Raw genomic sequence first — 15,758 nt, 5'->3', positions numbered from 1 at the left:
TGGATAAACTTTAATTGGATGGAAATAAGAAGGATTATATTTATTAGCTTTACTTAAAATTCAATTATATATGTTCGATCCATATGACGATTCGCATTTTATGCGAAAAGCACTTCAGGAAGCTGAGGCAGCTTATGATAAAGGAGAAATACCTATTGGAGCGGTAGTAGTTGTGTCTGATAGAGTTATCGCAAGAGCACATAATCTAACGGAACTATTAAATGACGTAACTGCCCATGCGGAAATGCAGGCAATTACAGCGGCAGCTAATTTTTTAGGAGGTAAATATCTTAAAGAATGTACATTGTATGTAACTATTGAACCCTGCCAAATGTGCGCAGGAGCTTTGTTTTGGTCTCAGATAGGTAAAATTGTATATGGTGCTAGAGATGAACAACGAGGATGCATAAATATGGGAACCAAACTACATCCTAAAACAAAAATGACCGGTGGTGTACTTGAGGAAGAGTGCGGTGATATATTGAAACGCTTTTTTATTGAAAAACGTAATTTGAATTGATGTCACTTTTGAAACTATGAAAAATACAATTGCCGAGCGGATCCAGGATTTTTTAAAACAGTTTCCTCCTTTCAGCATGCTAGAAAAGCATGAACTTCTTATGATTTCAGGTCAGATCAGAGTATTGTATTTAGAAAAAGATGAATATGTTTTTAAGCAAGATGAAAAATGTCATGATGAATTTTATATTGTAAGAGAAGGAGCGATTGGATTATATCGTAACTCAGACAATGATCAAGATTTAGTAGATATTTGTGATTCCGGAGATCTTTTTGGGCTTCGTATTATGATCATCAAGAAAGATTATCGAATGTCTGCTAAGGCAGATGAAGAATCTATTGTCTACACCATTGCATCTAAGGTTTTTAAACCTTTTATTGACGGAAATAAAGAGGTAAATAAATTTTTGTTAGAAACGTTTGCGACACATGCCAGAAACTATTTTACCGAGACAGCAAAAGGTAACAGGATTGATAATACAATCTCTATTGATATCGCAAAGGATCTTTCTACTTTGCGTACTATTTCCTATCGAAAAAAACCACTTACATGTTCACCAAATGCTATTGTAAAAGATATTGCCTTAAAGATGAATCTTAATAAAGCAAACGCTATAGTTGTAGTTGATGAAAACAAATATCCTTTGGGTATTATAACCGACAGTAATCTAAGAGCAAAAGTGGCAACAGGCATGTTTCCTGCTACATCTGTAGTTACTGATATAATGACCGCTCCTGTAAAGACATATGATAAAAAAATTACGGTAGCCGAAGCTCAGATTGCATTGATCAAAAATAATATTAGTCACTTGTGTATTACCAAAGACGGAACTCGTAATACAAAACTGGTAGGTGTTTTTTCTAATCATGATTTGTTAGTGTCTTTTGGGAATAATCCTTCGGTATTGATAAAAGAAATTAAGCGAGTAAAGAAAATAGAAAGGCTTCGTTATATAAGAAAACAAGTAGAAAAGTTACTTAAAACCTATTTAGAGCAGGATATACCAACACTACACATATTAAACCTTATTTCTGAAATTAATGATGCTTTAGTGGTTCGGACTATAGAACTGTCATTAGAAGAAATGTCGTCACCAGCACCTGTAAAATTTAGTTTTTTGGTATTAGGAAGTCAGGGTCGAAGAGAGCAGCTATTACTAACAGATCAGGATAATGCCATTGTATTTGAAGATGTTAGTTTAGAGAAACGAGAAGCTACTCAAGCGTACTTTTTAGAACTAGCCAGAAAAGTTACTAAAAACTTGCACACGATTGGTTTTGAATATTGCCCAGCAGAAATGATGGCAAGTAATCCAAGATGGTGCATGTCGGTTTCGGAATGGGAAACACAATTTAAAGAGTGGATGATAACTTCCACAGAAGAAAGTACATTATTATCATCTATTTTCTTTGATTTTCAATTGGTTTATGGAGATTCAGGCTTGGCAAATAAGCTATCAGATGTAATTTTTGATGGTGTGAATAAAAGCGTCAGATTTTTGGCTTTATTGGGAGTTAGTGCATTACAAAAACCATCACCTTTAGGGTTTTTTAAACAGTTTTTAGTAGAGCAAAATGGAGAACACAAGGATACTTTTGATATTAAAACGAGAGCAATGATGGTGCTTATTGATGGCGCTCGAATTTTAACCTTGTATCATAACTTAAAAGGAGTGAATAATACATTACTTCGTTATGAAAAACTTGCGGAACTAGAACCTAATAATAAAGAACTTTTCGAGAGTTGTGCCAAAGCATTTAGAGTGTTGCTTAAATTTAGAACTCGTCAAGGGTTAATGCATAAAGATTCTGGAAGATTTATCAAGTTAACCAGACTTAGCAAGAGCGATAAACTAAGACTTAAAAGATGTTTTAGACCTATACGGGATATACAAGAAGTATTAAGAGTTCGATTTCAGCTTAAAACATTTATGTAAATGGGTTTATGGTCAAGAAAAAATAGTAAAGAGGTTCCTGGTTTCTGGGTAGATTATCTTGCCCTTTTTGATAGAAAACAACAAAAATCACCAATTGAGAAAGTTCGTTTTATTGCTTTTGATACAGAAACTACAGGTTTTGATTATATAGATGATAGAGTTTTGTCTATTGGAGCTATTGCCATCAATAATAAGGCTATTGATGTGGTAGATCAGTTAGAATTATACTTAGAGCAGGATGTTTTTAATTCGGATACCGTGGAGATTCATGGAATTCGAAAAAATAATAATTTGGATACCATATCAGAGTCTACTGCTATTGAGATGTTTATTAAGTATATTGGAAATTCTATTTTGATAGCACATCATGCTAATTTTGATAGAAATATGATGAATAAGATACTAGAGAGACACGGATTAGGAGTATTGAAAAATAAATTTTTGGATACAGGTGTTCTCTTTAGTAAAACGAAACATCTGGTATATCGCAGTCATCGAAAACACACGCATTATAGTTTAGATGAATTGTGTGACGATCTAATGATTTCTAAAAGTGATAGACATACCGCCTCTGGAGATGCATTTATTACTGCAATGGCATTTCTTAAAATTATGGCAAAATTAAAAATAGATAAAACGGATAAAGTATCGATTCTTTTCTAATACCCGAATAGTAAACTGCGATTTGCAACTGCGCCTGAAGATCTACGTCTTTTTTGTAGAATCGACATGAATGCACAAGGCACTATATTTTGTAATTTTCTTATTAAGTTTTTTTGGGTTTTCTCAAAACGAAAGTATAATACGTGGCAAAATAGTAACGGATACACTTCAATCTGAATCCATAAATATTATAAATGTTACTAAAGGTATTGGAACGATTAGCGATGGTGTCGGGTTTTTTCAAATAAAAGCTACGAAAGGGGATACGATTATTTTTTCTTCTGTTCAACATCAACGAAAAGCACATATAGTTACTAAACGCGACTTAAAGAAGGCAGACCTATCCATTCGATTAGAAATTAAAGTAAATGAATTAGATGAGGTTATGGTTTCGAAATATGATCTTACAGGAAAATCTAAAGAAGATGTCAAGAAAATAGAAACGTATGAAGATATCCTACCATTGCATAGTGCCAAGTATCTAGATCTAACTCCTTTTGTTCACGAAAAAGGAGCGGCAACAGTTAGGAATACTACTGTTGATCATAGGAAAAACGCAACTGCTTTTAATTTTATAGCTACCGGTAGAATGATAGCGAGTCTTTTTAAGAAAACGGATGACAAAAAATCAAAAGAGGTTCCAGTCCCAGAAATATCAGATTTTTATAATAGTAGTTTTTTGATAAATGAATTAAAAATACCTGAAACCAAGTTGTACGATTTTCTTGACTATATAAATCAGAAGTCTGAAACGAATGAAATACTTACATCTGGAAACAAATTAAGAATCCTTGAATATTTAATAAATCAAAGTGAAGTTTTTAATAGTAATAATAGCTTGAAAAAATAAATACAAGCGCAATCATTTATCAGTTAACCAATGCAAAAAATTATCTGTATTTCTTTTTTATTGATTACTTTTTCGTGTTTTAGTCAGAAGACTTCTTGGCTTAGAGGGAGAATTATTGCGGATACATTGGCATTAGAGCCTATCAATATTGTCAATCTAACAAAAGAAATAGGTACGATTAATAATGACTTAGGGTATTTTGCAATAGAAGCGAATCCAGGTGATAGTATTGTGTTTTCTTCTGTACGATTTCGATCAAAAAAGATCGTAGTTGATAATTCTGATTTGCAGTCAGATGATTTTAAGATTTTTTTAGAACTTGCAGTTAATGAATTAGCTGAAGTTAGGATATCCCAATATTCTTTATCTGGAGAGGTGAAAAAGGACATTGAAGAAATTCCTACTTATGAGGATAGATTACCACTGTGGAGTGCTGCTGATATTAAGAGAATGAGATTGACTTGGGCGAATGATGCTCAATCACCAGTGGAAAATATAGCTTTGGGAAATGGTAATAATCTGGCAACCATATCAATGGATCTAAGTTTATTAATCAACATGATTTCGGGAGTTTTTGGAAAAAAGTCAAAAGAAATTAATTCTAAAATTAAGATAACAGATGTGTATAAGGAAGAATTTTTTATAAAAGAATTGAAAATACCTGAGACACAGTTTTATAATTTTTTAGATTTTTTAAAAGAAGAAACGGATTTAGAACCCGTTCTAAAAACAAAAGATCGTCTTAAAATATTACAATTTTTGATGAATCAGAGTAAGATATTTAGACAGAAATACAAAGTCAACGAATAAAAAAAGCGCTATAAAATAGCGCCAATGAAACTTAGAGATTTTTATCTTAGTCGTGAATTACGCGAACTTGAGCCGCTATAATTCCTTTTCTTCCTTCTTCTTCCTGATACTCTACTTTGTCACCTTCATTAAGTGCTTCGCCGTTTAATCCTGAAGCATGTACAAAGATGTCTTTTCCTGTTTCGTCGTTGGTGATGAACCCGTAACCTTTGGATTCATTGAAAAATTTTACTGTTCCTTCCATTGTAATGAGATAATAATATGAATTATAAAGGTAACTTTTAAAACAATAAAATTTGTTATCAAAATGTAAATATTTGGAGAATTTTAGTTTTTGTCAGATTTTTCCTTAGTATTAAAATCTCTCATTTTTTTGAGGTTTTCTTCAGTTAACATATAATCTTTCACCTTTTTATTTTTCCATCTATGATATATAAACAAAGGCATCAGAATAAAAGTAGCACCCAATATTCCGATTCCAACCCATTTATCTCCATTAGTGTGATCTCCAGAATTCTTATGATAATAGCCAATAGCAACAAGAATAACAACAACGATAAATAATATTCGAATAAGATATTTCATGATATGCGATTTACTTTTTTTAGTGGTTTTAGGATAATTTATTAACAATCAAAGGTTTTCGTAAAAACTCAATCTAATAGATTCATAAAAAACTCGTTCTTCTAAATTGGGCTATAAAGGTGTTCAAAACATGATTCAAATTTAAACTAATTCGACTTTATACATAAATCAAACACAAACTAAAATTAAAAATTCGCACAATGAAAAAAAGTTTACTAATCGGAGTAATGACTATACTTTCTACAGTAAAGTGGGGTTATTCGCAAGCTGATAAAAACCTACCATTTGTTTGGGAAAGCGCAACGGTTTATTTCGTTCTTACGGATCGTTTCGAAAACGGAGATACTACTAATGATATAGCATATGGCAGACCACAAGATGGACCTCCTTTAAGAAATTATGAAGGAGGAGATCTTCAAGGGTTAATTAATAAAATAGAAGAAGGATATTTTGATGAGCTAGGAGTAAACGCTCTTTGGATTACACCTCCTATCGAAAATATTTATGGATCGGTTCCAGGTGCGGGATATGGGTTTCACGGATATTGGGCAAAAGATTGGACTAATATAGATGCCAATTTGGGAACCAATGCACTTTTTGGAACTTTTGTAGATACAGCCCATGAACACGGAATTAGAATATTACTCGATGTAGTATTAAATCATGTTGGACCAGATACAAGTACAGATCAAAATCAATCTTGGCCAGAAGAATGGGTTCGAAGAGCTCCTGATTGTAATTTTCAAGGTCCTGAAGGTACGATACCATGTGAGCTAGTGAATAATCTACCAGATATTAGAACAGACTCTAATGACAATGTAAGTTTACCAGCTTGGTTATTGGATAAATGGGATCAGGAAGGTAGAAAAGAGTTACAAGAAACAGAACTCAATGACTTCTTTACAAGAACTGGAAAGACCAGATCTCCAAGAAATTATATTATCAAATGGTTAACCGATTATATTAGAAAATATGGAGTTGACGGATTTAGAGTGGATACAGTAAAACACGTAGAAGAAGCTGTTTGGAAAGAACTAGAAACTGAAGGTATTATCGCTTTAAGAGAATGGAAGACTAATAATCCGGATAAAAAATTAGATGATCTTGACTTTTGGATGACTGGAGAAGTGTTTAATTATAATGCTCCAACTATGGGAAGAAATTTTACCGGAGATGGTTTTAATGTGGATTACTATAACAATGGTTTTGCTAATTTGATCAACTTTGAGTTTAGGTTTAATGCAAATCAGGGATTAGAAAGCATTTTTAGTAGATACGATAATCTATTACAGAATCAGCTTGGAGATGGTAAAAGTGCTATGAATTTTTTGACAAATCACGATACTGAAGAGGTATTTGATCGAAATCGACAAAAAACTTTTGAAGCAGGAACTAAACTATTACTCACACCAGGACCGGCACAGATTTATTATGGAGATGAAACGGCTAGAACATTAACTCCTGGCGGTGGTGCTAGCGGAGATGCGACATTACGATCTAATATGAATTTTGATGAATTAAACAATCCCAATTCTTTAGCTTCTCTAACATTGAAACATTATCAGAAAATAGGGAAGTTTAGAAGAGAACATATTTCTGTAGGAGCGGGTAAACATACCAAATTACAAGACAACCCTTATACGTTTAAAAGAGAGTATGCTAAAAATGGTTTCGAAGATAAAACCCTTGTGTATACTGGAAATGATAACGATTTTATCGGAGCATTAGATGTGTTCGGAATCTGGGGAAATGGAACAGAATTACAGGATTACTTTTCTGGAACGTTAGCTACAGTTTCTAATGGAACAGTTACATTCGGGACAACTTTTGGATTAGTCCTAATAGGAGAGCCTACATCTAGAACTCTTGGAGTTGATGAAGTTGATACTTCGAATTCGAGTTTTGTAAAAGCTTGGCCTAATCCTTTTACAAATTCATTAAAAGTTTCTTTTCAAGTAAATGATATAAAATTAAATGAGGTAGAAGTAGCAATGTATGATATTTTAGGTAAAAAAGTTTTAGGAAATGAGCAAATTGATATTCAACAAAATACTGTTGATATCTCAGCGCCAAACCTTACAAAAGGAATGTATTTGATGAAAATAGTTTTTAATGGTCGTACACAAGTAGTCCAATTAATCAAAAAATAATTTCGATTTTATTAAATAGTAAACAAACCTGCTGAGAAAATTTTAGCAGGTTTTGTTTTGTAATTAATTCAGTTGTAAAGTGTATCGAAGTATATTGAAAACTGACTTTATCTAGTGAAATTAATCAGTTTTCTTCTGTAGGCAGTTAATAATTTCGATTTTGAAATAAAACCGTAATATTTTCCATCTTTAATGACAGGTAAGTTCCAGGCTCCAGTATCCTGAAATTTACGCATAGCAGTTTTCGGGTCATCATCTTCATAAATAATTGCTGTGGCGACCTGTGTCATTACCATTTCTACAGTTGTTTTATGGTATAAAGAAATATCAAACATAATATCTCTTATATCATCAAGTGTAACGATTCCTAATAAGATTTTTGATTTATCAATAACAGGAAATAAGTTTCTATTAGATTTAGCAACTGCTTCGCTTAGTAAGTGCTTCAGCGTATTTTCTGGGTTTACAGGGATGAAATTAGTTTCTATGCAGTCATCTAATTTCATAAGCGTAAGCACGGTTTGATCTTTATCGTGAGTCAGTAAATATCCTTGTTCCGCAAGTTCTCGAGTATATATATTATGTTCAATTCTATTTTTAGAGATAATAAAAGATATTGCTGTTGTAATCATTAGAGGAACAAAAAGTTCATAACTGGAAGTAATTTCTGCAATAAGAAATATAGAAGTAAGAGGAGCGTGTAACACTCCGGCAATTAGTCCAGCCATTCCTAATAGAGTAAAGTTAGCTTCAGATACTTGAAAACCCATACCCAGGTTGTTTATTATTTTAGAAACCACATTGCCCAAAGCACTACCCATAACCATGGTAGGAATTATAATTCCTCCAGATCCCCCTGCCGCAAAGGTAGCTGTCATCGCAATGGCTTTGAATATTGTAATTCCTGTTAATAAGGCTATAATCATCCAAATACTGCTAGTCATATTATCAAAAGGAGTATTTCCAATTGCAGCTAGGTGATTTCCATTAAGAAGATCATTTATAAAGCCTAAACCTTCACCATAAAGTGGAGGAATAAAATATAACATACCTCCAATAGCAAACCCACCAATTAATAAGCGATGAATTTTTTTCGGAAAGCGATCAAAAAAGTGTAGAATCCCAAAATACATTTTGGTAAAATAAATGGAAGCAATAGCTGTTCCAACTCCTAGAATTATATAAAAAGGAGTGTCATAAATATCAAATTTTTCTATAACATCAAAACTGAATAATACTTCATCACCTAAAAAGAAATAAGAGGTAATGATCGAAGACACAGAAGCAAATAATAGTGGTAATAACGAAGCTAGAGTCAAATCAAGGCTAAATACTTCTACTGCGAAAACCAAACCAGCTAATGGAGATTTAAATACAGCAGAAATAGCACCTGCTGCGGCACAACCAATTAATAAAAATCGAGTTTTACTATCCAATTTAAACAATGAACTAATATTTGAACTCAGAGTTGAACCAGAGCCTACTGCCGGTCCTAATAATCCAACAGAACCTCCAAAACCAACAGTTATTGGAGCAAGAAGAAGCGGTAAATACCCACTCAATGGTTTTATCTTCCCATCTTTTTTAGAAAGAGAATATAAAATCAAAGGAATAGCCGATTTGACATCCTTTTTGATTATAAATTTGGTAATTACATATACAATAAGAAGTCCGATTACTGGAATGATAAAATAGAATGATGTTTGCCAAGAAATAATATCACTTTCCAGAACCACTTGGATTAAATGCGTGATGTTCTTAAGAAGAAGAGATATAAGACCAGCACAGAATCCAACAAGTATGCTTAGTATAAGAACAAAGTTTTTATTAGAAATATGACGATATCGCCAAATCAAAAACCTATGAAGGAGTGTCTTATTTTTAGTTGGCATGTATAGGGTAGTACTTGGTTCAGACTAAAGGTAACAAAAAATCCCGCTTTTGGCGGGATGTTTTGTTTTATAAATCTAGTTGAATATGTAATTCCTTAAGCTGTTCCTTATCAATATTAGCAGGAGCGTCTATCATTACATCTCGTCCACTGTTGTTTTTTGGAAAGGCTATAAAATCTCTGATGGTTTCCTGGCCTCCCAGAATGGCGACTAATCGATCAAACCCAAATGCAATTCCACCGTGTGGAGGAGCACCATATTGAAAAGCATCCATCAAGAAACCAAATTGTTCTTTTGCTTCTTCTGGAGTAAATCCTAAATGATCAAACATTAGAGCTTGGGTTTCTTTATCGTGAATACGAATAGATCCGCCTCCTATTTCATTACCGTTTAAGACTAGGTCATATGCATTAGCTCTTACATCACCAGGTTTAGAATCTAAAAGAGGAATATCTTCTGGTTTAGGAGAAGTAAAAGGATGATGCATCGCGTGGTAACGTTCTGTATCTTCATCCCATTCTAATAATGGAAAATCTACTACCCATAATGGAGCAAACTCTTCTGGATTCCTCAACCCTAATCTTTCAGCAAGTTCCATTCGTAAAGCACTTAACTGTCCTCTAACTTTATTAGCTTGTCCAGAAAGCACACAAATAAGATCTCCAGCTTTAGCACCCGTAGTTTCTGCCCATTTTGACAGATCTTCCTGATCATAGAATTTATCTACAGAGGATTTAAAACTTCCATCTTCATTACATTTTACATATACCATTCCGAGTGCACCTACTTGCGGACGTTTTACCCAATCAATAAGCTTGTCGATCTCTTTTCTTGTATATGAAGCACCACCTGGAACAGCAATTGCCACTACTAATTCGGCATCATTAAAAACTTTAAAATCTTTATGTTGAGCAACTTCATTAAGTTCTCCGAATTTCATGTCGAAACGAATATCCGGCTTGTCATTACCATAAGTGCGCATAGCTTCGTCATACGTCATTCTTGGGAATTCACTAATTTCCTGACCTTTAATATCTTTGATTAGATGACGAGTAAGTCCTTCAAATATATTTAGAATGTCTTCTTGCTCTACAAAAGCCATTTCACAGTCAATCTGCGTAAATTCTGGTTGTCTGTCCGCTCTAAGATCTTCATCTCTAAAACATTTTACAATCTGGAAATACTTATCCATTCCACCAACCATAAGTAGTTGCTTAAAAGTCTGTGGAGATTGAGGTAGTGCATAGAACTGTCCTTCATTCATACGAGAAGGTACTACAAAATCACGTGCTCCTTCTGGAGTTGATTTAATAAGGTATGGTGTTTCTACTTCGATAAAACCCTCTTCTGATAGATAGTTACGAACTTTCATAGCTACTTGGTGACGAAACATCAAACTGTTCTTCACAGGATTTCGTCTTATATCCAGATATCTATATTTCATTCTGATATCTTCACCACCATCAGTTTCATCTTCTATAGTAAACGGAGGAACCATTGCTTCATTAAGAATTTGTAATTCTTTAACTAAAATCTCAATATCACCTGTTGGCATATTAGGATTTTTAGATTCGCGTTCGATCACAGTTCCTTTAATCTGTATTACAAATTCACGGCCTAGAGTTTTAGCCTTTTCTACAACATCTGCAGGTGTACGTTCTTCATCAAAGATTAATTGGGTAATACCATATCGATCTCTTAGATCAACCCAAATCATAAAGCCTTTATTTCGTGCTTTTTGTACCCATCCTGATAGGGTAACTTCTTTGTTAATATCCGAGGTGCGTAATTCACCACAAGAATGACTTCTATACATAGCTAGTTGTTAAGGCTGCAAAAATAAGAAGTTTAATATTAAATATATGGAGTTTTTGCGAAAATGAAGATGTAAAATAAAAATGAAATAATCATTCAATAAAGATGGTTTTACCATAATATAATTACGTTTTTTACATATATTGATTTGAAAATCAATGAGTTCTGAACTAACATATGTTAGCTTAAACTTTTTTTTGTAAGAATGTTTTAATAGATTTAGCCAAACTTATAAACAAATCATTATGAAAAAAAAATCACAAATTAGCAAGGGGCTTTTGCTATTCTTGTTTTTCTTTCCAGTTGTGCTATTCGCACAAGAGACAATTACTGGAAAGGTAATCAATGAAAGTACCGGAGAAGGGGTCTCTTTTATTAACATCGTAGAAGACGGTACCAATAACGGAACTTCCAGTGATATTGATGGTAGTTTTTCGCTTACTGTCAGTAGTCTTCCAACAACACTAAGAGTGTTTTCTATTGGATTTACAACTAAAAAAGTGAACGTTGATAATGCAGGACCTATTACAATACAGGTAGAAGAATCATTAGAAGCATTAGACGAGATAGTTGTTACTGGATTGGGTTCTTCTATAAAGAGAAAAAATCTAGCGAATGCAGTTTCTACCGTATCTTCTGAAGAACTTGTTGGTAATACTAGTCAGACTACTGTAGATGGCGCATTATATGGTAAAGTAACCGGTGTAAATATAACAGCTTCTTCTGGTGCTCCTGGAGGAGGATTTGCATTAAGATTAAGAGGTATATCTTCGATTAATGGTAATAATCAACCATTAATTATTGTTGATGGAGTATACATAAATAACGTAGAGATTCCGTCTGGATTGCGTTTTGCATCTGGAGGAAACCGAGGAAATGAAGAAAATTCAGGAAATAGATTAGCGGATTTAGATCCAAATGATATTGAGAATATTGAAGTTTTAAAAGGGTCATCAGCTGCAGCTATTTATGGACAAAGAGGTAATGCTGGGGTAGTAATAATTACAACAAAAAGAGGTAAAGGTGGTAGAACTAAAATTAGTTTTAGCCAGGATACAGGAATTACAGTAATTCAAAATAAACTAGGACTTAGACCTTGGACAGCGCAATCAGTGGAAGATACATTTGATGCTACAGAGAGACAAAGGTTTGAAGATGCTATAGCTAATGGTGGTCTTATAGATTATGAAGATGAAATTTATGGAAATACTGGTTTCATAACTGATACGCGATTAAATGTAACAGGTGGAAATGAAAAAACACAGTTTTATGTAGGTGGTTCTTTTCGTGATGAAGAAGGAATTATAAAAAACACAGGATTTGATAGATTGTCTTTAAGAGCAAATATTGATCATAAGATTTCTGATGTATTTGATTTTACATCTACTACCAACTTTGTTAGAAGTAACTCAAGCAGAAGTTTTACAGGTAATGAGAATGAAGGTGGATTAAGTTATGGTTACACCTTGGCATTTACGCGTCCTTGGGTTAATTTATTTCCTGATGCTAATGGGAATTATCCAAATAATCCAAATTATCCAGGAAATCCATTATTTGTAAGGGATCAGGCAAAAAATGAAGATACAAATAATAGAATCATCCAAGGATTTAAATTGAACACAAAACTTTTTACTAATGATAGGAATAGAGTTCGATTTTTAATTAATGGAGGTATAGATTACTTAGCAAATGAAACCTATGTTTTTGTTCCAAAGGAGCATCAAGCACAAGTAGGTGGGCAAGAAGGATTTATTTCTCAAGGTAAAAATAATTTTACTCAAATCAATGCTCAGGCTATTGCTATTTGGGATCACGATATGTTAGGAGATGATCTAGATTTAACAACACAACTTGGTATTACATACTTAGATCAAGAAGCTAATTTAGTAAATAGTAGAGGTTCCGATTTATCCGTTGGTCAAACTAATGTTGATCAATCTGTAAACCAGGTCATTGACCAGTTTTTATCTAGTGAAGAGGATTTTGGTTATTTTGGTCAAATAGAAGCTAACTATAAAAATCAATTCATAGCAACATTAGGGTACCGTTTAGATAAATCTTCTAGAAATGGTGATCCAAATGAGTTTTATGGATTTCCAAAAGCATCTTTAGCTGTAAATGTTTCTAGTTTTGACTTTTGGAATATAGAAGCAATGAACCAGTTAAAGTTAAGAGCTGCCTATGGTGAGACTGGAAATCCAGCTGCTTTTGGTGCAACTTTTACAAGTTTAGGTTCTTCTAATATTGGAGGAAACGGAGGTTCATCTGTTGCTGGCCTTAATGGAGATCCTGACGTTGAGCCAGAAACAGCTAGCGAATTTGAGGTTGGTTTTGATCTTGGATTTTTGAATAGTAGAGTTTCTTTGGAAGCAACATATTATAATAAGAATGTTAAGGATTTGATCTTATCGAGATCTTTACCAGCATCATCTGGTTTTACTACTGAGACTACCAATTTGGCGGACTTAAAGAATGAAGGTATCGAATTAGCTTTAAGAGCAGATGTACTTGATTCAGATAATTTTTATTGGAATACTGGGATTCAGTTTTACTTGAATAGATCCGAAGTAACGAGATTAGATGTACCTGCTTTTGCACAACCAGGTGCTGGATTTGGAACTGGATTGGGTACATTCTTTATAGAAGAAGGTCAGCCTGTAACACAGTTAGTGGGTAATATTGATGGGACTCTTACTCAAGTAGGAAACGTAGAACCAGATTTTCAAATGGCTTTTAATAATCAGCTTACCTTATTTAAACAATGGGATGTTTCATTCTTATTACAGTGGAAAAAAGGTGGAGATAACTTAAATTTATCTAGATTCCTTACCGATTTAGGAGGAACAAGTCCCGATTTAGAAACTCCAGAAGGGCAGGCTCGTTTAGCAACTCCTGCAAATGCAGAACGTTTTGTTGAACCTGCAGGTTATGTAAGATTAAGAGAAGCTGCAATTTACTATCGTATTTCTTCGGACCATATTAAGTCACTTTTTGGAGATACAGTAAGTGATATTAAACTTGGGGTGTCTGGAAGAAATTTATTTACGATCACTGATTATAGTAGTTATGATCCTGAAGTTTCCGTAAATGGTGGAGCAGGTCTATCTAGTGGTATCGAGGTAACTCCATTCCCAAGTTCGCAACAATTTTACTTGCATTTAAATGTTAATTTTTAATAGAAAGAAGATGAAAAATATATTTAAAATCGCGACTAGGTATGTAATTGTATTATTCCTTTTCGCTTTTGTAACTACTTCTTGTTCAATAGATGAGGTAGTTGATCCAAATGGTCCTAGTGTTGGAGGAGTTCTTGCTAATGCTACTGTTGCTCAATTAAATGAATTAGCAGTAGGTGTGGAGTCTACAACCAGAAATGGTTTAGGAGTAGAGGTCACAGCAAGTGGAACTATGGCAAGAGAATTGTATTTGTTTGATGCAGATCCTAGAAATACTGGGGATTTGTTAGGTAAAGAAGGAATAACTCTTGATAATAACTCTTTTTATAGTACTTCTCAATGGAACGGGAGCTATAGATGTATTAAAAATGCTAATATTTTAATAGACGCAGCAAGCAATACTAGTACAGTTACAGATGCGGAAAGAAATGGTTATTTAGGATTCGCTAAGACAATAATAGCTTATGAATTAATTCAAATTTTGAAGTCTTACGGAATGGCCAGAGTAGATGTAGCTGATCCAAATAACTTGGGACCTCTTCTTGAAATCGGAGAAGTATTAACATTTGTCAGGAATTTATTGAATGAAGCGAATACAGATTTAAGTGGTGCTGGATCGTCATTTGCATTTTCTTTAAGTAGTGGTTATGATGGTTTTAATACACCAACAACGTTTGCTCAGTTTAATAGAGCAATATCATCAGTTGCAGCAGTTTATGATGGCGATGGAACTACAGCCTTAGCAGCATTGAATGCTTCGTATTTTAGTCTTTCAGGTGATTTAGATTTAGGTCCGAAGTATGTTTTCGGATTAGGCGGTGGAGGAGATCGAGCAAATCCTGTTTTTAGAGTTGCATCGGTCTCTGCGGCAGAACCTAATAATGGAGATCAAATTATTGTACACGATAGTTGGATTAATGAAGCAGAAGCTGGTGATACAAGAGTGACTACAAAAACTGCGGTTAGACCAGATCCAAGTATTCAGGATGGACTAACAGGAACTAATGAGACTAGGTTATATGTCTCTAATATATCTGATATTGATATTATTAGAAATGAAGAGTTAATTTTAGTTTACGCCGAAGCAAGTATATTAGCGAATAACTTACAAGATGCTGAGGATGCGCTTAATGTAATTCGTAATGCTGCTGGTTTAGCAGATTATGCAGGTTTACAGAATACTGCAGATTTAACAACTGAACTTTTAAATCAGAGACGTTATTCTTTATGGGCAGAAAACCATAGAATGTTTGATCTTAGACGATATGGGTTATCTAATACTTTGCCTATTGATAGAGCAGGAGATCAGGTGTTTAATGTTTTACCGATACCATTATCAGAAAATCTATAAACATAATAAT

The 15,758-nt window shown here is 33.7% G+C and carries 12 protein-coding genes; 8 read left to right on the top strand and 4 right to left on the bottom strand.

Annotation, left to right across the window (positions count from 1 at the left end):
- Nucleotides 1-70: 70 nt before the first annotated feature.
- From Q0829_RS08935 to Q0829_RS08915, 5 genes are all read left to right on the top strand, one after another.
- Nucleotides 71-520 carry a nucleoside deaminase gene (locus Q0829_RS08935; RefSeq protein WP_298541825.1) on the top strand — a complete coding sequence of 150 codons (450 nt, stop codon included), beginning with the start codon at nucleotides 71-73 and terminating at the stop codon, nucleotides 518-520.
- Between the two features lie 16 nt (nucleotides 521-536).
- The gene (locus tag Q0829_RS08930; RefSeq protein ID WP_298541824.1) at nucleotides 537-2,456 is read left to right on the top strand and encodes a DUF294 nucleotidyltransferase-like domain-containing protein; all 1,920 of its coding nucleotides are present in this window, start codon (nucleotides 537-539) and stop codon (nucleotides 2,454-2,456) included.
- Nucleotides 2,457-3,119, top strand: a complete 663-nt coding sequence (locus Q0829_RS08925) for a 3'-5' exonuclease (RefSeq protein WP_298541823.1) — start codon at nucleotides 2,457-2,459, stop codon at nucleotides 3,117-3,119.
- 70 nt (nucleotides 3,120-3,189) lie between these two features.
- Complete coding sequence (locus Q0829_RS08920) at nucleotides 3,190-3,969, top strand: hypothetical protein (protein ID WP_298541822.1); 780 nt, start codon at nucleotides 3,190-3,192, stop codon at nucleotides 3,967-3,969.
- Nucleotides 3,970-3,999: 30 nt separating this feature from the next.
- Nucleotides 4,000-4,779 (top strand): hypothetical protein, encoded by a 780-nt coding sequence (locus Q0829_RS08915; protein ID WP_298541821.1) that lies wholly within the window; start codon nucleotides 4,000-4,002, stop codon nucleotides 4,777-4,779.
- A gap of 46 nt (nucleotides 4,780-4,825) precedes the next feature.
- Here Q0829_RS08915 and Q0829_RS08910 read toward each other — a convergent pair whose 3' ends face one another.
- Entirely contained in the window at nucleotides 4,826-5,023 is a 198-nt protein-coding gene (locus Q0829_RS08910) for a cold-shock protein (RefSeq protein ID WP_118459283.1), read from the bottom strand.
- A gap of 83 nt (nucleotides 5,024-5,106) precedes the next feature.
- Nucleotides 5,107-5,364 carry a hypothetical protein gene (locus Q0829_RS08905; RefSeq protein ID WP_298541820.1) on the bottom strand — a complete coding sequence of 86 codons (258 nt, stop codon included), beginning with the start codon at nucleotides 5,362-5,364 and terminating at the stop codon, nucleotides 5,107-5,109.
- A 200-nt stretch (nucleotides 5,365-5,564) separates the two neighbouring features.
- On the opposite strand from Q0829_RS08905, the gene Q0829_RS08900 reads away from it, so the two are divergent.
- Nucleotides 5,565-7,514, top strand: a complete 1,950-nt coding sequence (locus tag Q0829_RS08900) for an alpha-amylase family glycosyl hydrolase (protein WP_298541819.1) — start codon at nucleotides 5,565-5,567, stop codon at nucleotides 7,512-7,514.
- 107 nt (nucleotides 7,515-7,621) lie between these two features.
- Here the strand turns inward: Q0829_RS08900 and Q0829_RS08895 are convergent, their stop codons facing one another.
- Both Q0829_RS08895 and aspS read right to left on the bottom strand, forming a co-directional pair.
- Nucleotides 7,622-9,406, bottom strand: a complete 1,785-nt coding sequence (locus Q0829_RS08895; RefSeq protein WP_298541818.1) for a chloride channel protein — start codon at nucleotides 9,404-9,406, stop codon at nucleotides 7,622-7,624.
- Between the two features lie 67 nt (nucleotides 9,407-9,473).
- Entirely contained in the window at nucleotides 9,474-11,222 is a 1,749-nt protein-coding gene (aspS, locus tag Q0829_RS08890; RefSeq protein WP_298541817.1) for an aspartate--tRNA ligase, read from the bottom strand.
- Nucleotides 11,223-11,466: 244 nt separating this feature from the next.
- Between aspS and Q0829_RS08885 the strand changes: the two genes are divergently transcribed.
- Nucleotides 11,467-14,397, top strand: coding sequence for a SusC/RagA family TonB-linked outer membrane protein (locus Q0829_RS08885; protein WP_298541816.1), 2,931 nt, complete (start codon nucleotides 11,467-11,469; stop codon nucleotides 14,395-14,397).
- Between the two features lie 10 nt (nucleotides 14,398-14,407).
- On the top strand, nucleotides 14,408-15,748 hold the full coding sequence (locus Q0829_RS08880) for a RagB/SusD family nutrient uptake outer membrane protein (protein WP_298541815.1): 1,341 nt from the start codon (nucleotides 14,408-14,410) through the stop codon (nucleotides 15,746-15,748).
- The last annotated feature ends 10 nt before the right edge of the window (nucleotides 15,749-15,758 follow it).

Origin of the sequence: uncultured Aquimarina sp., from assembly GCF_947492405.1 — a bacterium.
GTDB lineage: Bacteria > Bacteroidota > Bacteroidia > Flavobacteriales > Flavobacteriaceae > Aquimarina.
This window is presented reverse-complemented; position numbering and strand designations above follow the sequence as displayed.